The following is a 21,614-nucleotide window of genomic DNA, read 5'->3' as shown; positions in this document are numbered from 1 at the left end:
GGCCGTCTGCCCCCTCCCCCGTACGCTCGCGGCATGCCACGACCCCACGGATTCGCCTACGAGCAGCACGCGGGCGGCACCGTCCGCATCACCCACCACGGCCGCCCCGCCACCACGCTGGGCGGCCCCCGGGCCGAGCAGTTCCTCGCCGAGGTCGAGAGCTCCGACCCGCAGCTCGTCATGGCCCGCTGGACCGGAAACTACAAGCGGGGCAACGAACGCACCGCCCGCGACCACCCCCGCAATCGCCGCTGAGCCGAATGGGGGGAAGGTAAGGGAACGGCAAAACCACCTCGATCGTTCACCCGGCATGACAGCTATGACCCCCGGCTCGAACATCCCCCTGTCCGCCGCCCGCGTGACGGTGGACGTCGCCGCCCCGGTGCGGCTCGACGTATCGGGCCTGCTGCTCACCGCCGACGGCAAGGTGCGCTCCGACGACGACTTCATCTTCTACAACCAGCCTTCGGGCCAAGGCGTGACGTACCGCTCGGGCGGCGGCACCACGCCCGACGCGATCGTGGTCGACACGACGGCCGTACCCCCCGGCATCGAGAAGATCGTCGTCACGGCCAGCCCGGACGCCGCGGGCCAGACCTTCCGGGGCATCGAACCGACGGCCACGATCCGCAACGCGGACGACAGCTCCGTCCTGGCCTCCTTCACACCCCCGCAGCTCGGTGACGAGACGGCCCTGGTGATCGTGGAGATCTACCGGCGCAACGGCCAGTGGAAGGCCCGGGCCGTCGGCCAGGGATACGCCAACGGCCTCGCGGGGATCGCCACGGACTTCGGCGTCACGGTGGAGGAGCCGGCCGCGGCGGCCCCGGCCCAGCCGGTGACCCCGCCGCCGGCCCCGGTGCAGCCGCCCGTGGCTCCCCCGGCCCCGCCCGTCACCACGCCCGCGGCTCCCCCGGCTCCGGCCACACCGCCGCCGCCCGCGCCCGGTGCCGGGAAGATCAACCTCGACAAGGGCCGCGTCAGCCTCCAGAAGAACCAGACCGTCTCCCTGATCAAGGGCGGCCGCCCCCTGCTGTCCCAGGTCAAGATGGGCCTCGGCTGGGAGCCGGCGTACCGGGGCAAGGACATCGACCTCGACGCCTCGGTCATCGCCTACGGCCCGCAGCGCAACCACATCGACAGCTGCTACTTCGGCAAGCTGTCCATCGTCGGCGGCGCGATCAAGCACTCCGGCGACAACCTCACGGGTGAGGGCGGCGGAGACGACGAGGTGATCGTGGTCGACCTCGGCCGCCTCCCCCAGGAGGTCACCGGCCTGGTCTTCACGGTCAACTCCTTCTCCGGCCAGAAGTTCACGGAGGTCGCCAAGGCCTACTGCCGCCTCCTGGACGCCACGACCGGCGAGGAACTGGTCCGCTTCGACCTCACCAGCGCCGAGCCGCAGACCGGCGTGATGATGGCCAAGCTGATCCGCCAGTTCTCCGGCGAGTGGGAAATGACGGCGCTCGGCGACTTCGTGAAGTCCCGCACGGTCAGGGGCATGGTGAAGCCGGCGGCCCAGTCTCTGTAACGGCCCCCACGCGACGAAGCGACGCCCCCGGCCCGGGCCGACCCCCACGAGCCGGACCGCCGGGGGCCACGCGACACCGTCCGGCCGGCCGGCGTGGCCCGTCCCTCACTCGCCCTGTGGCCGCAGGCCCTCCGTCAGCAGGGTCAGATACCAGCGGATGTCGCCGCCCTCCTCGTCCGCCTGCTCCGCCGCCGTCGACACGCCGTGCGCCAGTCGCAGGACATCGATCGGCTCGACGTCCCGCCGGAGCGTGCCCTCCTGCTGCGCTGCCCGGACCAGACGGGCCGCCGCGCTTCTCACCGAGTCGCCGCAGGCCGTGGCCACGGTCGAACCGCTCTGTGTGACGGCCGGGCCGAGCAGGGCCCTGAGGCCCCGTATCCGGATCATCCCGGCGCCGAGTTCGTACAGCCACTCCATCAGCGCCTCGCCCGGCGCCAGCGCGGCCGCGAGTTCGTCGGCCCGGGCCGCGATCGCCTCGACGCGGTCGAGGTACGCGGCCTCCAGCAGCGCGTGCCGGGTCGGGAAATGCCGGTACAGCGTGCCGGAGCCGACCCCGGCACGCTTGGCGATGTCGTCGAGCGACGCGCCCTCCCCGTGCTCGGCGAATGCCTCCACGGCCACCTTCAGCAACCGCTCGTAATTGCGCCGAGCATCCGCCCGCATGGGCCTGACCTGCGCCACGCAGCCACTCCTCAGGAACCGGGGAAACCTCTCCGTACCCTAATTGCCCGAACGGAACCGGTCGCCTCACATCTTCATCGCCCCCGCCGCCAGATCCCGCAGGAAGTGCCGCGCCCCGATCAGGAACACGACGATCAGCGGGATGACACTCATCAGCGCGCCGGCCATCACCAGCGAATAGTCGGTGTTGTAGAGGATGTTGAGATTGGCCAGGGCGACCTGGAGGGTGACCTTGTCGGGGTCGATCATGACGACCAGGGGCCAGATGTAGTCGTTCCAGAGGCCGATGAACGTGAAGATGCCGAGGAAGGCGAGAGCCGGCCGGAACAGCGGCAGGGCGACCGTCCAGTAGAGGCGGAAGAAGCCGGCGCCGTCGATCCGCCCGGCGTCCAGCAGTTCGTCCGGCAGCGAGTTCTGCGCGTACTGACGCATCCAGAAGATGCCGAAGGCGTTCGCCGCGCCGGGAATGATCAGCGCCTTCAGGGATCCGGCCCAGCCGAACGCGGCCATGGTCACGAACTGCGGCACCAGGGAGAGCTGCGCGGGGATCATGTACGTCACCAGCAGCATGCCGAACAGGAACTTCTTCGCCGGGAACTCGTATTTGGCGAAGGCGAACGCGGCCAGTGAGTCGAAGAACAGCACCAGTACGGTCCCGAGCACGGCGACGACGACGGTGTTGAACAGCGAGCCGAAGAAGTCGACGGTGTCGAGCACCCGCCCCATGTTGTCGAGCAGATGCGGCCCCGGCACCAGCTTGGGCGGGTAGCGGTAGATGTCCTGCGTGGTGCCGGAGGCCAGCACCACCAGCCAGTAGAAGGGGAACAGCGAGACCAGCACACCGAGCAGCAGCACCGCCCGGACACATGTGCGGCTGAGCCTGCTGCCGGAGCCGATGGCCAGGCCGGCGCTCCCGGTCGGCCTGTGTTCAACGGCCACGGCGTGCCCCCTTGCGGCGCGGCAGACCGGCGATGCCGGGCCGGCGGTCGTCGTCCGAGCCGGCGACCAGACGCCAGTTGATGACGGTGAAGACCGCGATGATCGCGAAGAGGACCCAGCCCATGGCGGCTCCGTAGCCGAACTGGTGCTCCTTGAAGGCCTTCTGCCACAGATAGAGCACGATGGTCATCCCTTCCTGGCCCGGCCCGCCCGTGGTTCCGACGTCGGTCGACTGGAAGAGCACCTGGGACTCGGTGAAGATCTGCAGCCCGTTGATGGTGGAGGTGACGGCGGCGAAGAGCACCACCGGCCGCAGTTGCGGCAGGACGACCCGGAAGAGGGTCTGCCTGCTGTTCGCGCCGTCGACGCGGGCGGCCTCGAAGTGCTCGGTGGGGATGGCCTGGAGGCCCGCCAGGAAGATCAGCGCGTTGTAGCCGACCCACCGCCAGATGATCATGATGGAGACGGACGACTTGATGCCCCACTCCGAGGACAGCCAGCCGACCCCGTCCAGCCCGATCATCCGCAGCGCCGAGTTGGCGAGGCCCGCCTGGGCGAAGACCGAGCCGAACACGACGGTCATGGCGACCATCGAGGTGACGTTGGGGACGAAGTACGCCACCCGGTAGGCACCGGCGAAGCGGACCTGCGAGTGCAGCAGGAACGCCAGCACCAGGGCCAGGAACAGCATCGGCACCGTGGACAGGAACCAGATCTCGAAGGTGTTGAGCACCGAGTGCCAGAACACCGAGTCCTGGAGCAGCCAGCCGTACTGCTTGAGCCCGACGTAGCGCATGTCGCCGATGCCGTCCCAGTCCTGGAAGGACAGGTAGACGGAGAAGAGGATCGGGAAGGCGCCGAAGACGGCGAACAGCACGTAGAACGGGGAGATGGCGAGCAGCGGCGGGAGGTGCCGCCGGCGTCCGCCCGGGGTGGTGGGCCGGGTACGGCCGGCCGGCGGCTTCTCGTTCGCCGCCGGCGCTCCGGCCGGTTCGAGCACGGTCGCCATGTCAGCTCACCCCCACCCGGGACAGCGTGGTCTCGGCGGTGTGCACGGCGTCCCGCCAGGCCCGGTCGGGGTTCTTGCCGAGCATCTCCACATTGGTCAGCTCCTGGAAGAACGGGGTGCTGGCGGACTCCTCGTAGGGGCTGAAGTAGACGACCGGGGCCTTCTCGGCGGCCGGGCCGAAGACGTCGATGGGCTGCTGGCCGCCGAAGAAGGGGTCGGGCTCGTGCATCGCCGGGTCGGCGTACGCGGCCGGAGTGGTGGGGAACAGGGCCATCTCCTGGTAGCTCTTGAGCTGGTTCGCCGGGCTGAGCAGCCACCTCAGGAAGGCGAAGCCGGCCTCGGGGTCCCGGCAGTAGCGGGTCAGCGTCATGTACGAGCCGCCGTAGTTGGCGGGGCCGTCCGGCATGGTGGTGAGCCGCCAGGACCCGGCGGTCTTCGGGGCGGTGTCCTTCAGGCCGTTGATGGCCCACACCGCCGTGGTCATCGTGGCGACCCGGCCCCCGCTCATGGCCGCGTTGAAGTCGGGTGTGCCGTCCGTGATCCTGGCGCTGAGTCCCCGGCGCAGGATGTCCACGGACAGGTCCCAGGCCCGCCGGATGTGCTCCTGGTCGCCGATGAAGCGGTTGTCGGCGTCGACGAACTGCCGGGTGCTCTGGAGCAGGACCTGCTGGAAGACGTTGCCGATGTTGCTCACCAGGCAGGGCTTGCCGGGCCCCTTCGCCCGCAGGGTCCGCCCGGCGGCGATGAACTTCTCCCAGGTGGACATCTCCTCGGCGACGTCCGCCGGTTCATGGGCCAGTCCGGCCTCCCTGAAGAGGTCCCTGCGGTAGTACAGCGCGGTGGGGCCGGCGTCCAGCGGGAAGCCGATCATCCGGCCCGTCGGGGTGAAGCAGGCCTTCCACTTCCACTCGAGGTACTGGTCGCGGACGGACTCCGCGCCGAGTTCGCGCAGGTCGAGGAACTCGTTCTCGTCGGGGAAGAACGTGGCGAGGTTGTCGTTGTTCACGACCGTCACGTCCGGCACGTAGGCGCGCGCGGCGAGGCTGGTGCGCACCTTGGAGTCGATGTCGCCGTCGGGTATCTGCGAGCCCCGCACCTTCAGCCCCGGCACTGCGGGGACGCCCCGCCTGGCGGTGGCGAGCAGTCTGTCGCTGAGCGAGCCCTTCCAGTACCAGAGGCTGAGGTGGTCGGTGCCGGCGGAGGCCGACCCCTTTGCCGACCCGCACCCGGTCAGCCCGAGCAGACCCGCCCCCGCACCGCCCAGGGAGGCCCCCAGAAAGCGTCTGCGGGACATCGTTCGGTGTTCCATGGGGGCGCACTCGCTTTCCGGGCGTGCCGCGGCCGGGGCACAGCGGCTGCCGCGGGCCCGTTTTCACGGGATGGGGGGAGGCTTCCCTGATGAGGAAGTGAAGCGAAGACAACGATGTCGGCAGACGGACGGGTGGTGGTCGGCCGACGATCTCGACTGAGGGTTTCCGGGCTCGTGAACGTTCACGTGAGCGTTGCCGTCGAGTATCGGGGCGCCCGAAAACCGGTGTCAAGGGAACTGCGCGGAACGATCTGCGGGGCCCGTGCCCGGACCGTCAGGCGGAGGCGCGGACCACCAGTTCGGGCACCACCCAGGCGTCCGCGCCCCGCAGCGGCTCCTCGCCGGCGCGCAGCCGGGCCACCTGCTCCACGGCCAGCCGTCCCAGCTGCCGCTTGTCGATGTGCAGGGTGGTCAGGGCGGGATCCACCAGCTCGCCCAGGGAGAGACCGTCGAAGCCCAGCACCGCCAGATCGTCCGGAACACTCCGGCCCTGGCGACGGGCGGTGCGCATCGCCCCGACCGCGATTAGGTCGTTGAAGCCGAAGACCGCGGTGATCTCGGGCCGCGCCGCCAGGAGCCGTTCCATGCCGGCCTCGCCGCCGGCCACGCTGTGCTCCGGGCACACCACGACCCAGTCCTCGTCGACCGGCAGTCCGAGCCGCCGCACCTGCTCCAGGAAGGCCAGCCGGCGCGGGCCGGGGCCGTGCACGCCGTCCAGCATGCCGATCCTGCGGTGACCCGCGCGGAACAGATGGTCCATGCCCTGCTCCACCCCGGTGGCGGCGTCGATGCCCACGACCGCGAACCCGGTCTGCTGCGGACCCCGCTCCAGCAGCACCAGCGGCACGCCTCCGAGGTGCCGGGCGAGGACGTCGTCCGGGTCCTTGAAGTAGCCCACGACCGCGTCCGCCTGGTGGGAGAGCACGTCGAGCGCCTGCCGCTCCCTGGCCTCGTCCATCCGGGAGTCCCACACGACCACCTGCCAGCCGCGCAGCTCGGCTGCCTCCAGCACTCCGGCGGCCACCTCGGGGAAGAAGGGGTTGCGCAGGTCCGGGATGACCAGGCCCGCCGTCACCGCCCCCTTCTGGACGAGTCCGCGCGCGAAACGGCTGGGCCGGTAGTCCAGGAGCCGGGCCGCCTCCAGGACCCGTTCCTTGGTGGCCGGGTCGATCTCACCCTTGTCGTTGACCGCCCGGGAGACCGTCTGCCGTGACACCCCGGCCAGTCGCGCGACGTCGTGGATCGTGGCCCGGCGCCGGGCACCGCCGGGCCGCTCGGCATCCGGCTCGGCCCTCTGATTGTCGGTCCACACGCTGAGCACCTTATCCGGCACGGGACGCCGTCCGGCAGGGGCGACCGGGCGGGCCCGTCAGCCGTCGAGCTCGCCTCGCCGATGAAGGCGGCGTGGTTCGGGTCGGTCAGCTCCAGGGTGGCCCGCGCGACCGGGGGAAAGGACGGCCGCGCCCCGTCAGGGGCGCGGGGAACCGCGCGAACCACCACGACGCCCCCCGCGGCCTTCCACCACCGCAACCCGGCAGACGAGAAGCCCGGCCCAGCCGGCGCAGCGCCGGGGCGTGTCCACAGCCACTGCTCAGAACAGCGCGCTGTACGCGTTCAGCGCCGGCTGCCCGCCCAGGTGGGCGTAGAGCACCGTGGAGTCGCGGCCGATCTCGCCCCGCGCGACCAGGTCGGTCATCCCGGCCATGGACTTGCCCTCGTACACGGGGTCGGTGACCATCCCCTCCGTCCGCGCCGCGAGCCGCATCGCCGCCAGCGTGGACTCGTCGGGGACGCCGTACGTGCCCGCGTGGTACCGCTCGTCGAGTTCGATGTCGGACTCGGTCAACTCGCGCTTGACGCCGATGAGTTGGCCGGTGCGGTGGGCGATCCGGGCGACCTGGGTCCGGGTGGCGGCCGGCTTCGCGGAGGCGTCGATGCCGAGCACCCGGCGGGGACGCCCGCCCGCCTCCTCCAGCGCGGCGAACCCGGCGACCATGCCGGCCTGGGTGGATCCGGTCACCGAGCACACGACCACGGTGTCGAAGAAGACTCCCAGCTCACGCTCCTGCTCGGCGACCTCGTACGCCCACCCGGCGAAACCGAGACCGCCGAGCGGATGGTCGGAGGCCCCGGCCGGGATGGCGTACGGCTTGCCGCCCGCCTCCTCGACCTCCCTGAGCGCCTGCTCCCAGCTCTCCTTGAAGCCGATCCCGAACCCGGCCTGGACCAGCCGTACGTCGGCCCCGGCGAGGCGGCTGAGCAGGATGTTGCCGACCTTGTCGTACACGGCGTCCGGCCAGTCCACCCAACTCTCCTGCACCAGCACGCACTTGAGTCCGGTCCGGGCGGCGACCGCCGCGACCTGGCGAGTGTGGTTGGACTGCACCCCGCCGATCGACACGAGCGTGTCGCAGCCCTGGGCGAGCGCGTCGGCGACCAGGTACTCCAGCTTGCGGGTCTTGTTGCCGCCGTACGCGATACCGGAGTTGCAGTCCTCGCGCTTGGCCCACAGGCCGGCACCGCCGAGGTGCGCGGTCAGCCGCTCCAGCGGGTGGACGGGCGAAGGCCCGAAGAGCAGGGGGTAACGCTCGTACGACGCAAGGGACGAGGCAGTCGAAGAAGGGGACGGGGAAGGGGACATGAGTCCTCCCGGGTTGGTACGGAATCGCGATCGGTCTCAGTCGGTGAGTTCCTCGAGCCCCCGCCAGATCTCCGCCGTGACGCGGACCGCCTCGGCCACGTCACCGGCCGCACAGGCCTCGATCAGCCGCTCGTGCAGCCCGGCCGAACGGCAGCCGCCGCCCTCACCGAAGCGCCGTCGCTCCAGGCGGCGGATGAGCGGTGTGTAGCGGGCGACGGTCGCGGCGGCCGCGCGGTTGGCGCTCATCCGGACGAGGACGTCGTGCAGCGCGTCGTCCGCACGCACGGCCCCGTCCACGTCTCCGGCACTGACGGCGGCGGCGAACCGCTGGTTGGCGGCGCGCATCGCCTCGATGTCCGCGGCACCCAGCCGGGGCACGGCGACCCGCGTCACCAGCTCGTGCATGGCGCCGACCACGGCGGCGGCGTCCCGGACGTCGGAGGCCACGAGCGGGGTCACCCGGGTGTAGCTCTGCGGCTTGCTCTCCAGCAGCCCCTCGTCCACGAGCCGGGAGAACGCCTCCCGCACCGGTGCCCGGGACAGCCCCAGGCGCTCCGCGAGCTCGGCGTCCCGCACCACCGCACCGGGTTCGATCTCCCCGGCCACGATGGCGTCCCGGATCGCCTCGTACGCACGGTCCCTGAGCAGGGTCCGCGCCACGGGCCGGATGGCCTCCATAACTGAAATGTTAGATGTCAGCTGCGCCGAGAACAAGGGCCGGACAAGATCGTGGCCCGCACTCCCCACGCGGTGCGGGCCACGGTCTCTCAGACCGCCCAGGGCCAGTCGGCGTCCCGGGAGGCCTCGATCAGCGGAACCATCCGGAAGGCCGCGTCCGTCAGGCCCCCGAACGTGTGCCGGTTGCCCTTCCCCGACGGGCCGTGACCCGCCCGGTGCCCGGCGAGGTTCCAGGTGTAGACCGGCACGTCGGCCGGGACCTGCTCGGTCGGGTCACCCCGGTGGTGGTGCGTGTACTGCTCGTCGGTGACGATCAGCACCCGGTCGTGCTTCCGGTAGTGCCGGCGCACCGCCTCGGTGGTGTCGGTGCCGCCCAGGTCGCCGAAGCGGTCGAGGATCTTCAGCACCGACTCGCCCTTGCGGAACCTCACACGATCGCTCGTCGAGCCGAACTCGACCAGGTCCGCGCGCTCCGCCCGCAGCGCGAGCGCCGTGCCGAAGATCGCGGCGGCGTCGGCGCGGTTCAGCTCCGAGCGGTCGGACAGCCGCGACCAGAACATCGAGCCCGAGCGGTCCACGAGCACCAGGGTCCGGCCGGGCAGCGCGGGCACGTTGGCCAGCGAGTGGCCGAGCGCCCGCTCCAGCGCGTACGACCAGCGCAGCGACGGCGCGTGCCGGTACGCGGCGAGGTACCGGAAGGGGAACTGCAGCGAGCGCGCGACCTCGGCCGGGTCGCTGATCCGCGCGGCGACCCGCTCGGCGACCTCGTCGGACACCCCGGCCTCGTCGAAGTTCCGCAGGTTGCGCACGAGTGCCATGGCGCCCATGGACGGGATCACGGCCTCCCAGGCCGCCTTGTCCATCGGCCCCCGCAGCCAGCCCGCCAGCGTCTCCCACGTCATCCCCGCCTCGGCCAGCCGCTCGGCGCCGCCCTCGGCGGTCACGACCGCGCGCCGCTGAGCCACCGGCAGCGCCATCAGCTCGCGGTGGGCGGTGAGGACCCGGTCGGAGGCGGGCGGCACCGCGGTGTCCGGGTGGTGGCGCCGGTCCAGGGCGTACCGGAACAGCTCGCCCTGCCAGGGCTTGTCCGGGTCCGGCGCGGCGTGCACGAGGTTGAGGATGTCGCCGAAGCGGTAGCCCTTGGAGGCCGTGTCGTACTTCAGCAGCGCCTTGCCGTGGTAGAGGCGGCGTACGGCGTCGGCGATGCCCCGCTTCACCGGCTTGGGCACCTTGCGGCCGTACGTCGCCGTCCAGTACGCGAGCAGTTCGCCGGGCTCGTCGGGCCGCCGGAGCACGGAGGCGACGACCTGCCGGCCCGTCGGCCCGCCGGTCACGCCCGCGTCCAGGCGGGCCTTGACGTACTCGGCGGCGCCGACGAGGGAGGCCGTGCGCAGGTTGCCTTCGCCGCGCAGCCAGCCGAGCAGGCCGGCCGTCCACACCGGGTCGGTGACGGCGAGCTCGCGCACGAGCTGCGCGAAGCGGTCGTCGCGGTCGGCGCCGGTCTCGTAGAAGGTCTGCTGCGAGACGAAGTTGGACACGGCGAGCAGAAAGAGCTCGGAGCGTGTGTCCCGCTCGCGCCCCCGGCCGCCCTCGTAGGTGCGCAGCACCCGCCCGGTGGACGTCACACGGGAGACGGGACGTGCCCGCGCCGCCTTTCCGTTGAATCGCGCCATGATGAATTCCCCCGAGTTCTTTGCAGGTTCCCGAATGCTTTACGGGTTTCCGGGGGAAGCGCGCATGAGAAAGGTGGGTGCCCGAGAACAGAAGTCGGCGACGGACTTATCCGGATGCTCTGCCGATTGAGCTACAGCGACCCGAAGTCGCTGACGGGATTCGAACCCGCAACCGTCCGGTCAAAGGAAGTAACCGTTGCCTGCGCACCGGGCACCCACCCCATGCTGCGCCTCCCGAGATCAAGTCGGCGGCGGCGTCGGATTCTTTGGAAGAGAAGTAGCCGCTGCCATCGCACCGGGAGGTGCGTGACGTTGTGATCTCACTGTAGGAGGCGCAGCGCGGGCACAGCGAGCGAATTAATTACCGCTTCTGCCGCTTCCACGGGCCGGTGATCGCGAGCAGAATGCCCGGCGTCTGGATGCTGGCGAAGAGAGTCCGGCCGTCGGGCGAGAAGGTGACGCCGGCGAACTCGCTGTATTCCGGCTCCTCCTCGGTGCCGATGTTCAGCTCGTTGCGGGCGATCGGGTAGGTCCGGCCGCTGTCGGTGGCCCCGAACAGGTGCTGCACCCCTTCCCCGTCCTCGGCGATGACGAGGCCGCCGTACGGGGAGACGGTGATGTTGTCGGGGCCGTCGAACGCGCCGTCCTCCAAGGGGTCGGGGTTCACTCCGAGCAGGACCTTCAAGGTCAGCGTCCGGCGCTTGGGGTCGTAGAACCAGACCTGGCCGTCGTGCTGGACGGGGCTCTCCTCGCGGGCGTACGAGGAGACGATGTAGGCACCCCCGTCGCCCCACCACATGCCCTCCAGCTTGCGGGCACGGGTGACCTCCCCCGCGCCGAACTGCTTGCGCACGGGGGTCGTACGGGCGTCGCGGTCGGGCACGTCCACCCAGTCGACGCCGTAGACGGTGCCCGTCTTCGTGGCGCGGGACAGGTCGTCGACGAACTTCCCGCCCGAGTCGTAGCACCTGGGCGCCTGGAGGACACCGGCGTCGTCGGCGAGTTCCCGGAACTTTCCGGGGCCGTACGCGAAGCCCTCGGGCGGGGTCCAGCGGAAGAAGAGGCCGTTGGGGCCGGCGGCGTCCTCGGTGAGGTAGGCGTGGCCGCGCTTGGGGTCGATGACGACGGCCTCGTGGTCGTAGCGGCCGAAGAACTTCAGCGGCTTGGGACCGCGGTTGGCACGCCGGTCGCCGGGGTCGACCTCGAAGACGTACCCGTGGTCCTTGGTCATGCCGTTCACGCCGGCCTTGTCGGAGTTCTCCTCACAGGTGAGCCAGGTGCCCCAGGGCGTGCGGCCGCCCGCGCAGTTGGTGGAGGTACCGGCGATGCCCACCCACTCGGCGACCCGTCCGTCGGGGCGTATCTCGACGACCGTGCAGCCGCCGGCGGCGGCCGGGTCGTAGACGAGACCGTCGGTGAGCGGCACCGGGTACTTCCAGTTGGCGCGCGGGCCCTTCAGCTCGTGGTTGTTGACGAGCAGGGTGGTGCCGCGGGGGCCGTCGAAGGTGGCGGTGCCGTCGTGGTTGGACGGCGTGAACTCACCGGACTCCAGCTTGGTCTTCCCGCTGTAGGTGATGACGCGATACGTGAACCCCTCGGGCAGGGCGAGGATCCCCTCGGGGTCCGGTACGAGCGGCCCGTAGCCGACCCCGTGCCGGGCGTCCGCCGCGCCCTCGGCAGTGTCGGTGTCGTAGGACGCCAGGGCGTTCGGCGCGGTGGCGAGGGCCCCGACACTGCCCGCCAGCGCGACACCGGCACCGGTGATCGCGGAGTTCCTGGCGAAGTCCCTGCGGGTGAGCGACATGGTGTCTCCTGTGACGGTGGGTATGCCGTGGAGGGTGGCGGACCTCGATCACCGCCACCGTCCCGCTCATCCATGAACGCTGGTTGAACAACACCCCGGGGGCGCGAGGAACTGCGCGACAAGCCACTACGGCCCCGCACCCGCAAAACGGGATCAACCCGTCTGTTGCGACCGCGCCTTGAAGGCAGCCTTCCGAGCCTCCTTGGCAACCTTCTTGTCGGGATGCAACCGCCCCATCGCCTCCAGCACATCAGCGGTAGCGGGATGCTCAACCCGCCACACGGCCTCGAAAAACCCACCGTGCTGCCGCGCGAGCCCCTCGACCAACGCCCGCAACTCCTCGGAATTGCCCTCGGCAGCCAACTGCGCGGCCACCGTGTCGATGGTCAGCCAATAGACCATCGCCTCCGACGGCGCGGGCACATCCACCGCACCGTGCTCGGTCAGCCACACCCGCGCGAGCCCGCCCAACTCGGCATCGTCGAGAACCTCCCGCAACGCCGGCTCGGCCGAAGCCCCGACCAGCGACAGGGCCTGCTGACACCGCAACCGCCGCAACGGCGCCCCGGCATCCGATCCCCGGGCCGCCGCCAGCAACTCCCTGGCCGCGTCGAGCGATTCCCGCCGCTGGAGCCACTGCTGCGTCTCGGCCTGCGCCGCACCCGGCGGGAACGCCGCCGTGCCGTCGAGCAGCGCGTCGGCTCCCTTGTCCGCGAGGTCCCCGACGGCCGGCGCCTCGAACCCGGCCTCCAGCAGCCGGGCCCGCAGGCCGTACAGCCCGAGCGGGGTGAGCCGGACCATGCCGTACCGGGAGACGTCGGTGTCGTCGACGGGTCCCGCGGGCTCCTCGTCGGCGTCGGCCATGAGTGCCTCGTCGACGGGCTGGTACGCCACGAGCCCCACCGGCTCCAGCGTCCGGAACTGGTCGTCCAGCCGCATCATCGCGTCGGACACCTGCTCCAGGACGTCGTTGGTCGGCTCGCCCATGTCGCCGGGCACGATCACCGACGCGGCCAGCGCCGGCAGCGGCACGGGCGCCTCGGCGGGCGTGTCCTCGCCGGTCGTGAGCAGATAGAGGTTGCCGAGCACGCCGTCGAGGAACCGGGCCTCGGCCTCCGGGTCCCAGTCGAGGGCGGAGAGGTCGACCTCACCGTCCTCGTCCACGAGCCCGTCCAGGTCGGGCACGCTCGCGTCGGCGAGCACCGTCTCCAGGGCCGCGAGCCACACGGCGAGCACGTCCTGCGGCGAGCCGCCGGTGAGCAGCGCGAGGCCCTCGCCCGCCGTGACGGTGCCCTCCTCCTCGTCGACGATCTCGACGAGCCCGGTGTCCACGGCCACCCGCCACGCCTCGCTGGCGTCGGCGGCAGCGTCGTCCCCGCTCAGCCCGAGCACCTCGGCGGCCGCGGGCAACTGCTCGTCGACGAGCCCTCCCCCGGCGTCGACCCTGGTCTCCGGACCGGCCCAGCGGGCCAGCCGCGCGGCTCGGGACAGCAACGGCGTGGACAGCGCGTCGCGCGCCAGCTCCGCTTCGGACGTCAGCCGCACCGGCGGCAGGGGGGAGCTGTCTGACATCGGGAGTTTCTCCTAGGGCGCCTCATACGACTCAGCCGCTCAGCCTAGACGGATTTACACCCATGCCGCCTACTTCATGTCCCCGTCAGGAGTTGTGCATGGCCGAAACCTTGACAAGTGCCCTGAGCACGCTGGAGATTGACGCGCGTAGAAGTCGGCGGACACCTGTTCACCGGGCCGACCCCGACAGGCCCGCCCCGTCCACCGCTTTCTACGCGCGTCACACCGCCCGCCCCACAGGTAGCGGCAGACAGTCCACGCACCACCCTCGTCCCGGCGCCCTGTCACGTCCCCGGAGGGATTCCCGTTGCCGAGCAAGTCATCCGCGCGCCTCGCCGCGCTCACCGTCGCCGCCGTGTGCTCCGCGGCATCCACGATCGTCCTCACCGCCCCCGCACACGCGGACTCGGTCCGCATCCACGACATCCAGGGCAGCACCCGGATATCGCCCTTCGCCGGCCGGCAGGTCACGGACGTGACCGGAATCGTCACCGGCATCCGGACCTACGGCCAGTCCCGCGGCTTCTGGATGCAAGACCCCACCCCGGACGCCGACCCGGCGACCAGCGAGGGCGTCTTCGTCTTCACCGGCTCCACCCCGAAGGGGGTCGCCGTCGGTGACTCCGTCACGGTCAGCGGCACGGTCTCGGAGTACGTCCCCGGCGGCACGGCCTCCGGCAACCAGTCCCTGACGGAGATCACCAAGCCGGCGACCACGGTCGTCTCCAGCGGCAACCAGCTCCCCGCCGCCACGACGATCGACGCGAAATCGGTCCCCGCCGCCTACGCGCCGCCCGGCGACACCTCGGCGAACAACTCGGTCAACGCCCTCCCGCTCCAGCCCTCGACGTACGCCCTCGACCACTACGAGGCGCTGGAAGGCATGACCGTCCGCGTCACCGACACCCGGGTCGTGGGCGCCACGGACCCGTACACCGAACTCTGGGTGACGGTGAAGCCGCACGAGAACCGCAACCGCCACGGCGGCGCGGTCTACGGCTCCTACGACGCCCAGAACACCGGCCGGCTCCAGATCCAGTCCCTGGGTCCGACGGCCGACTTCCCGAAGGCGAACGTCGGTGACACCCTCACCGGCACGACGGCGGGCCCGCTGGACTACAACCAGTTCGGCGGCTACACCCTGGTCGCGAGCGACCTCGGCACGCTCAAGTCCGCGGGCCTGAAGCGCGAGACGACGAGCAAGCAGCGCTCCTCGGAACTCGCGGTCGCCACCTACAACGTCGAGAACCTCGACCCGGCCGACGACACCTTTGCCGCGCACGCCTCCGCGATCGTGAACAACCTGAAGTCGCCGGACATCGTGTCCCTGGAGGAGATCCAGGACAACAACGGCGCGCAGAACGACGGTACGGTCGCGGCCGACCGGACCATGGCCAAGCTGATCGACGCGATCGTCGCGGCCGGCGGCCCGACGTACGACTGGCGCTCGATCGACCCGGCCGACAACACGGACGGCGGCCAGCCCGGCGGCAACATCCGCCAGGCGTTCCTGTTCAACCCGGAGCGGGTCTCCTTCACCGACCGCGCGGGCGGCGACGCCACGATCGCGACCGGCGTGACCAACATCCGCGGCAAGGCGCACCTGACGCTCAGCCCCGGCCGCATCGCCCCCGCCGACGAGGCGTGGAAGAACAGCCGCAAGCCACTGGCCGGCGAGTTCGTCTTCCGCGGCCGCACGGTCTTCGTGATCGCCAACCACTTCAATTCCAAGGGCGGCGACCAGGGCCTGACCTCCCAGTACCAGCCGCCGGCCCGCAGCTCCGAGACCCAGCGCCACCGTCAGGCCACGCTGGTGAACGCCTTCGTCAAGGACATCCTGGACACCCAGAAGAACGCGGACGTCATCGCCCTGGGCGACATCAATGACTTCGAGTTCTCACAGACCGCGAAGCTCCTCGAAGGCCGCGGCGAACTCTGGTCGGCGATCAAGTCACTGCCCAGGAGCGAGCGTTACTCGTACGTCTACCAGGGCAACAGCCAGGTCCTCGACCAGATCCTGATCAGCCCGTCGATCCGCCGCGACTGCGACTTCACGTATGACAGCGTGCATGTCAACGCGGAGTTCCACGACCAGATCAGCGACCACGACCCGCAGGTCCTGCGCTTCCGCCCGTGACCCGGCAGGGGGCCGGCCGCACCGAAGGTCCAGCCGGCCCTCCCGCAGCTCAGCGGACCCGCACCGTCCGGGGGGGGCGCCCGCAGCGGTTGGCGCGTCAACGGACGGTTGGTCGGTACGCAACCCCATCGCGCCGTTCCGAGGACGGACACGCCCGGCGCGGCCCCGACCCACCACCACCCGCAGGCGGCCCACCGCCTCGCTCAGCGATGCACAAGACGCCAGAGATGCCCGTGAGCAGCCTGCTGCCGACGCCGCAGCACCCCGACCGTCACCACCACAGCCCCCGCAGCCGCCCCGGCCACCAGCACCGGCTTGGGATGCTTCACCCCGGCGCGGACAACACCCCGCACCGGCCGAGGCCCCGCATGCGTCACATGCGTCGCCTTGTCGTGCACCGTATGCCCGGCCTGCGCCGCGCTGCTCCGCAACTGCACCGTCATCGCCCCGGCCTTGTCCCGCAGATCGGCCGCCCGCGCCCGCGCCCGCCCCTTCACATCCGCCTTCCCCGCCAACTCTTCCACCGTGTTCCCGAGTTCACCACGAGTCCGTTCGATCTGCTGCCGCAGCTCGTCGGGCCCCTTGGCCCCACCCGTCGCGTCCGTCATCGATGCGCCCTTTCCTTGATCTCCTCCACGTCCGCCCGGACACTGCCGAGGGCCTCCTCAGGCGTGGGAGGCGTGGCCCGGCGCAACTGCGCCCGGCCGGCAGCGGCCAGCACGGCCGCGATCACGAACAGCACCCCCATCACGATGAGCGCCGCGGCCCAGACGGGCAGCACCAGCGAGAGGGCGGCGACCCCCGCCCCGGCCAGTGCGAGCAGCCCGGCGTAGGCGACGGCACCGGCCGCACCGAGCAGCCCACCGCCACGCCCCGCACGCCGCCCCTTCTCGGCCAGTTCCTCCTTGGCCAGAGCCACTTCCTGCCGCACGAGCCGGGAGAGCTGCTCCGCGGCCTGGGAGACCAGCTCGCCCACGGTGCGATGCTCGTCGTGCACGGCCCGATGATCGATGGTCCCGGTCACGGTGTTCCGCCTCCTCTCGACGTAGGAACCCCCGAGTACCCCGGCCACGACGCCCGCACCCCAGGAAAACCGGAAAGCATCCCTTACGAATACCGAGTAGCAGAATTAACTGGAGCTACACAGTCGTACTGCCGAGACTACTCACATGACACCCCCTTCGGCCGCGCCCTGTGCGCCATGATCACCCCGTTCACGGCGTCCGGCGCACTGGATCTGGACGGCGCCCAGCGCCTCGCCGCCCACCTGGTCGCACAGGGCTGCGACGGCCTCGTCCTGTCCGGCACGACGGGCGAGTCGCCGACCACCACGGACGCCGAGAAGTCGACCCTGATCGCAGCCGTCCGCGAGGCCGTGGCCGACCGGGCGTCGATCGTCGCGGGCGTCGGCACGCCCGACACGCGCCACACCGTCGAACTGGCCCGAGAGGCGCAAAAGGCGGGCGCGGACGGCCTGTTGGTGGTGGCGCCGTACTACAGCAAGCCCCCGCAGGACGCGATCGAGGCGCACTTTTGCGAGATCGCCGACGCCGGCGAAATCCCGCTCATGCTCTACGACATCCCGAACCGCACCGGCGTCCGAGTCGAACCGGAGACGATCCTCCGCCTCAGCGCACACCCCAGGATCGTCGCGGTCAAGGACTGCTCCTACGACTTCCTGGCCGCCCAGAAGGTGCTGGCCCGCACGGACCTGGCGTACTACTCGGGCTGCGACGAGCACAACCTCGCGCTGTACGCGGTGGGCGGGGCCGGTTACGTCAGCACGGTGTCGAACGTGATCCCGGCCCCGCTGCGGGCGGTCCTGGACGCGTTCGACGCGGGTGACACGGCACGGGCTGCCCGCCTCCAGCAGCAGGCCACGCCCCTCATCGAGGCGATCATGTCGGCAGGCCTCCCGGGCACGGTGACGACGAAGGCGCTGCTCACCGCCCTGGACCTCCCCGCAGGCCCGGTCCGCACCCCCCTGCGGCCCGCCGACGAGGAGACAACCGACGGTCTCCTGTCGCTGTACAGGACCCTGACCCTGACCACCGCCTGACGAAGCCCCGAGAGTGGGCGAGCAGCACGAGCACGGTGCGCTGCCGCGCGGTCAGACGGGACGGCCCGTGCCGCAGTCACCTGCGGCACGGGCCGTCCCGTCTGCTGTGCCTGTTCAGTTCCAGGCGTACCCGTCGCCGAACAGCAGGGTGTGCTCCAGCACGTCCTCCGCCGGGTCGTCGATCTGGCCGACGTCGACGTTGATCAGACCGACCCGGTGGCCGTTGTGCGAGCCGGTGTTGGTCTCGTCGGCGTGCGCGGCCCCCGCCGGCAGCCAGCACAGCGCCGGCACCGCGACCACTCCGGCCAGCCGGCGCGCCACGGCCCGTCCCCGCTCGTTCCTCATGCCCCGGTCCTCGTTTCGTCGGTGCGGCTTCTGATCGGACACTGCGTCCACCCGTTCATCTGCCGAAAGCACCGCGAGGTCACGCCGGGTCATCCGTACGGGATCGTCAGTTGTGGCTGTGGAGGATCTCGTTCAGACCGCCCCACACCGCGTTGTTCGGGCGGGCCTCGACGGTGCCGGTGACCGAGTTGCGACGGAAGAGGATGTTGGAGGCGCCGGACAGCTCGCGGGCCTTGACGATCTGGCCGTCGGGCATGGTGACGCGGGTGCCCGCGGTGATGTACAGGCCTGCCTCGACGACGCACTCGTCGCCGAGGGCGATGCCGACGCCCGCCTCGGCGCCGACCAGGCAGCGCTCGCCGATGGAGATGATGACGTTGCCGCCGCCGGACAGCGTGCCCATGGTCGAGGCGCCGCCGCCGATGTCCGAGCCGTCGCCGATGACGACGCCCGCGGAGATGCGGCCCTCGACCATCGACGTGCCGAGCGTGCCGGCGTTGAAGTTGACGAAGCCCTCGTGCATGACGGTGGTGCCCTCGGCGAGGTGCGCACCGAGGCGGACCCGGTCGGCGTCGGCGATCCGCACGCCCTTGGGGGCCACGTAGTCCGTCATCCGCGGGAACTTGTCGACGGAGGTCACCTGGAGGTGCAGGCCCTCGGCGCGGGCGTTCAGCCGCACCTTCTCCAGGTCGTCCACGGCGACCGGGCCGAGCGAGGTCCAGGCGACGTTGGCGAGGAAGCCGAAGATGCCGTCCAGGCTCTGGCCGTGCGGCCTGACCAGGCGGTGGGAGAGCAGGTGCAGACGCAGGTAGACGTCGTGCGCGTCGATCGGCTTCTCGTCGAGGGAGGCGATGACCGTGCGGACCGCGACCACCTCGACGCCCCGGCGGGCGTCCGGGCCGATCGCCGCAGTCGCCCCGCCGCCGAGCAGCTCGGCGGCCTGCTCGGCGGAGAGCCGCTCGGTGCCGGACGGACCGGGACCATCGGCCAGCTCGGGCGCGGGGAACCAGGTGTCGAGGACGGTGCCGTCGGCGGCGATCGTGGCAAGCCCGGCGGCCACGGCGCCGGTGGAGCGAGGAGCAGTCGTGTCGGTCATGAGGGCAACCTAACCGGCGGACAGCGGTCGATGCGAACCGGTACGGGACCGTCTCACGTGCCGGGCGGTACGCCCCACCGCAGGTCGGCGCCGCACAACAACGGCCGGGGCACCACCACCGGCACCACTCCTCCCACATCCCGGTCAGACACCACCACGGGCACCACCCCTCCCGCACCCCGGCAGAGCGCCACCACCGCCACGATCCCTCCCGCACCCCGGCCCGGGCGCCCCGCCCACCCCCGCATCACCCCCGCGCCCCCGCGACAACCCGCCCCAGCACCTCCCGCGCATACGCCTCGTCATACGGCACCCCGGTCAGCAGCACCTGGAGGCAGATGCCGTCGACGACCGCCACCAGTGCCCGGGCCGTCACCGGATCCGTGCGCCGGGACAGCAGCTCGGCGATGCCCTCGGCCCACTCGGCCGCGACGGGCCGCAGGGCGGGTCGGCGCAGGGCGGCGAGGTAGAGCTCGTACTCCAGCTCGACGCCCGTGCGGTCGCCCGCGAGCCACTCCCCCATCCACCCGGCCAGCTCGGCCGCCAGATCGCTCCGGGGATCCTCCAGCCCGCCCCGGCCGGCGACGACCTTGGCGAAGCCCTCGTTGGCCTGCCGCAGCGCGGCGACCAGGAGTTCGTCGAGCGTCTTGAAGTGGTACGTCGTCGAGCCGAGCGGCACATCGGCCTCGGCCGCGGCCGTGCGGTGGCTCAACCCGGCGATGCCCTTCGCCCCGACGACCCGGATCGCCGCGTCGATGATCCGCTGCCGCCGCTCGGGGTCGTAGCGCCGGGGCATCAGTGGGCACCTCCCAGGTTCAGCACCACGACCCCGACGATGATCAGCGCGATCCCGGCGGCCTTGGCACCGGTCATCCCCTCCCCCAGGAAGACGAACCCGATCGTGGCGATGGCGGCGGTGCCGGCGCCGGCCCAGATGGCATAGGCCGTTCCGACGGAGACGGTCTTCAGCGTCTGCGCGAGCAGCGCGAAGGAGACGAGGTAGCCGAGGAGCGTCAGCAGCGAGGGTCCGAGCCTGCTGAAGCCCTCGCTGTACTTCATGGCGGTCGTCGCACCCACCTCGGCGGCGATGGCCCCGGCCAGCAGCAGATAACCCATGTGTACGAGCGTACACAACATCTGTACACCCGTACGCAACGAGAGGAGAGATATCGCTTTCAACAAACGCCTCACAGTGATCCCCCCGGTCCACTACGGTGTCAGCGATCACACACCGGGCGACCACAACCGCGCCGCCGTCAAGGGTGCCCGCCGGAGGAAAAGCGCATGTCAGAAGAGAAGTCCCGGCCCTTACTGGACCACCCGTGGGAGAGCGGCTGGGCCCCGGACACCACCCGGGCACCGGGGACGCGACGGCTCTGGCTGGCAGGCGCCCTCGCCCTGGCCACGGTCACCGCGTGCGTGACGGCGATCGCCGTGATGGACAACCGTCCCGGCGACCCGACCCCTTCGACGGCGCAGCCGACGACCCTGAGCAGCTCGGCACCGGGCGGCCTGATCTCCTTCGCGACGCCCTCCAAGAAGGGGAAAGCGCCCGAAGAGGACCACAAGCGCCCGTCCCCCACCCCCACCAGGAGCACATCGCCCCGCCCCGACGCCAGTCCGGAGCCACACACGAAGGCGCCGAAGCCTCCGGCGTCCCACAGGACGTCACCGCCGGCGAAGCCCCCGGCCGCGAAGACCGGGACCTCCATACGCTCCGTCAACTACCCCGACCGGTACTGGCAGACCAGCGGCGGCTACGTCACCCTCGCCCCGGCCGGCTCGGCCTCGGCCCGCCGCAACGCCACCTTCGAACGGGTGGCGGGCCTGGCCGACTCCTCCTGCTACTCCTTCACCACGGCCGACGGCGGCTACCTCCGCCACCGCGCGTTCATCCTGCGCGCGGAACGCGACGACGGCTCGTCCCTCTTCCGCAAGGACGCCACCTTCTGCCCCCGCCCCGCCAGTTACCCGGGCGCGATCATGCTGGAGTCGGTGAACTACCCGGGCCGCTTCCTGCGCCACCGCAACTTCCAGCTCCGCCTCGACCCGTATCAGTACGACGGCGTGTACCGCGCGGACTCGGCGTTCCGGCTGGTGGCGGGGCTGGACTGACACACGAAGGGGCGGCACCCCGCGA

21 protein-coding genes are annotated in these 21,614 nt (G+C 71.1%); 5 read left to right on the top strand and 16 right to left on the bottom strand.

The window, feature by feature from the left end:
- Nucleotides 1–33 precede the first annotated feature (33 nt).
- A complete protein-coding gene (locus ACFZDA_RS24705) occupies nt 34–255 on the top strand; it encodes a hypothetical protein (RefSeq protein ID WP_391085454.1) in 222 nt (73 codons plus the stop codon).
- A 64-nt stretch (nt 256–319) separates the two neighbouring features.
- Nucleotides 320–1,531, top strand: coding sequence for a TerD family protein (locus tag ACFZDA_RS24700; protein ID WP_391085743.1), 1,212 nt, complete (start codon nt 320–322; stop codon nt 1,529–1,531).
- Nucleotides 1,532–1,636: 105 nt separating this feature from the next.
- On the opposite strand, the gene ACFZDA_RS24695 is transcribed toward ACFZDA_RS24700, so the two are convergent.
- The 10 genes from ACFZDA_RS24695 to ACFZDA_RS24650 all read right to left on the bottom strand — a co-directional run bounded on the left by ACFZDA_RS24695 (nt 1,637) and on the right by ACFZDA_RS24650 (nt 13,837).
- Nucleotides 1,637–2,212 (bottom strand): TetR family transcriptional regulator, encoded by a 576-nt coding sequence (locus ACFZDA_RS24695; RefSeq protein WP_391085452.1) that lies wholly within the window; start codon nt 2,210–2,212, stop codon nt 1,637–1,639.
- Nucleotides 2,213–2,278: 66 nt separating this feature from the next.
- On the bottom strand, nt 2,279–3,151 hold the full coding sequence (locus ACFZDA_RS24690; RefSeq protein ID WP_391085449.1) for an ABC transporter permease subunit: 873 nt from the start codon (nt 3,149–3,151) through the stop codon (nt 2,279–2,281).
- The gene (locus ACFZDA_RS24685; RefSeq protein ID WP_391085446.1) at nt 3,141–4,160 is read right to left on the bottom strand and encodes an ABC transporter permease subunit; all 1,020 of its coding nucleotides are present in this window, start codon (nt 4,158–4,160) and stop codon (nt 3,141–3,143) included. Before ACFZDA_RS24685 ends, ACFZDA_RS24690 begins: the two co-directional genes overlap by 11 nt.
- 1 nt (nt 4,161) lies before the next feature.
- Nucleotides 4,162–5,454, bottom strand: coding sequence for an extracellular solute-binding protein (locus ACFZDA_RS24680; protein WP_391085444.1), 1,293 nt, complete (start codon nt 5,452–5,454; stop codon nt 4,162–4,164).
- 289 nt (nt 5,455–5,743) lie between these two features.
- Nucleotides 5,744–6,781, bottom strand: coding sequence for a substrate-binding domain-containing protein (locus ACFZDA_RS24675; protein ID WP_391085441.1), 1,038 nt, complete (start codon nt 6,779–6,781; stop codon nt 5,744–5,746).
- Nucleotides 6,782–7,060: 279 nt separating this feature from the next.
- The gene (locus ACFZDA_RS24670) at nt 7,061–8,110 is read right to left on the bottom strand and encodes a 1-aminocyclopropane-1-carboxylate deaminase (RefSeq protein WP_391085437.1); all 1,050 of its coding nucleotides are present in this window, start codon (nt 8,108–8,110) and stop codon (nt 7,061–7,063) included.
- A gap of 36 nt (nt 8,111–8,146) precedes the next feature.
- Entirely contained in the window at nt 8,147–8,788 is a 642-nt protein-coding gene (locus tag ACFZDA_RS24665; RefSeq protein WP_391085435.1) for an FCD domain-containing protein, read from the bottom strand.
- An 89-nt stretch (nt 8,789–8,877) separates the two neighbouring features.
- Nucleotides 8,878–10,461 carry a TROVE domain-containing protein gene (locus ACFZDA_RS24660; protein WP_391085432.1) on the bottom strand — a complete coding sequence of 528 codons (1,584 nt, stop codon included), beginning with the start codon at nt 10,459–10,461 and terminating at the stop codon, nt 8,878–8,880.
- A 361-nt stretch (nt 10,462–10,822) separates the two neighbouring features.
- A complete protein-coding gene (locus ACFZDA_RS24655) occupies nt 10,823–12,265 on the bottom strand; it encodes an alkaline phosphatase PhoX (RefSeq protein ID WP_391085430.1) in 1,443 nt (480 codons plus the stop codon).
- A gap of 153 nt (nt 12,266–12,418) precedes the next feature.
- Nucleotides 12,419–13,837 (bottom strand): hypothetical protein, encoded by a 1,419-nt coding sequence (locus ACFZDA_RS24650; protein WP_391085427.1) that lies wholly within the window; start codon nt 13,835–13,837, stop codon nt 12,419–12,421.
- A gap of 307 nt (nt 13,838–14,144) precedes the next feature.
- On the opposite strand from ACFZDA_RS24650, the gene ACFZDA_RS24645 reads away from it, so the two are divergent.
- Nucleotides 14,145–15,974 carry an endonuclease/exonuclease/phosphatase family protein gene (locus tag ACFZDA_RS24645; RefSeq protein ID WP_391085424.1) on the top strand — a complete coding sequence of 610 codons (1,830 nt, stop codon included), beginning with the start codon at nt 14,145–14,147 and terminating at the stop codon, nt 15,972–15,974.
- Between the two features lie 203 nt (nt 15,975–16,177).
- Here ACFZDA_RS24645 and ACFZDA_RS24640 read toward each other — a convergent pair whose 3' ends face one another.
- Nucleotides 16,178–16,582, bottom strand: coding sequence for a DUF3618 domain-containing protein (locus ACFZDA_RS24640; protein WP_391085422.1), 405 nt, complete (start codon nt 16,580–16,582; stop codon nt 16,178–16,180).
- Complete coding sequence (locus ACFZDA_RS24635; protein WP_391085419.1) at nt 16,579–16,998, bottom strand: phage holin family protein; 420 nt, start codon at nt 16,996–16,998, stop codon at nt 16,579–16,581. The genes ACFZDA_RS24640 and ACFZDA_RS24635 overlap by 4 nt, the downstream gene beginning before the upstream one ends.
- Nucleotides 16,999–17,175: 177 nt before the next feature.
- Here ACFZDA_RS24635 and dapA point away from each other — a divergent pair, with 177 nt between their 5' ends.
- A complete protein-coding gene (dapA, locus tag ACFZDA_RS24630; protein WP_391085416.1) occupies nt 17,176–18,033 on the top strand; it encodes a 4-hydroxy-tetrahydrodipicolinate synthase in 858 nt (285 codons plus the stop codon).
- 114 nt (nt 18,034–18,147) lie between these two features.
- Here the strand turns inward: dapA and ACFZDA_RS24625 are convergent, their stop codons facing one another.
- The 4 genes from ACFZDA_RS24625 to ACFZDA_RS24610 all read right to left on the bottom strand — a co-directional run bounded on the left by ACFZDA_RS24625 (nt 18,148) and on the right by ACFZDA_RS24610 (nt 20,590).
- Nucleotides 18,148–18,378, bottom strand: a complete 231-nt coding sequence (locus ACFZDA_RS24625) for a hypothetical protein (RefSeq protein ID WP_391085413.1) — start codon at nt 18,376–18,378, stop codon at nt 18,148–18,150.
- Nucleotides 18,379–18,484: 106 nt separating this feature from the next.
- On the bottom strand, nt 18,485–19,474 hold the full coding sequence (gene dapD / locus ACFZDA_RS24620; protein WP_391085410.1) for a 2,3,4,5-tetrahydropyridine-2,6-dicarboxylate N-succinyltransferase: 990 nt from the start codon (nt 19,472–19,474) through the stop codon (nt 18,485–18,487).
- Nucleotides 19,475–19,721: 247 nt separating this feature from the next.
- Nucleotides 19,722–20,270, bottom strand: a complete 549-nt coding sequence (locus ACFZDA_RS24615; protein WP_391085408.1) for a TetR/AcrR family transcriptional regulator — start codon at nt 20,268–20,270, stop codon at nt 19,722–19,724.
- Nucleotides 20,270–20,590: a multidrug efflux SMR transporter gene (locus ACFZDA_RS24610; protein WP_020273991.1), complete on the bottom strand. Its 321-nt coding sequence runs from the start codon at nt 20,588–20,590 to the stop codon at nt 20,270–20,272. The genes ACFZDA_RS24615 and ACFZDA_RS24610 overlap by 1 nt, the downstream gene beginning before the upstream one ends.
- Nucleotides 20,591–20,758: 168 nt before the next feature.
- On the opposite strand from ACFZDA_RS24610, the gene ACFZDA_RS24605 reads away from it, so the two are divergent.
- Nucleotides 20,759–21,589: an AbfB domain-containing protein gene (locus ACFZDA_RS24605; protein ID WP_391085404.1), complete on the top strand. Its 831-nt coding sequence runs from the start codon at nt 20,759–20,761 to the stop codon at nt 21,587–21,589.
- Nucleotides 21,590–21,614: the final 25 nt, after the last annotated feature.

This window comes from Streptomyces sp. NPDC007991 (assembly GCF_042958445.1).
In the GTDB taxonomy this organism is placed as follows: Bacteria; Actinomycetota; Actinomycetes; order Streptomycetales; family Streptomycetaceae; genus Streptomyces.
Note: the sequence above shows the minus strand (reverse complement) of the source record. Positions and strands in the feature narration are given on the sequence as shown.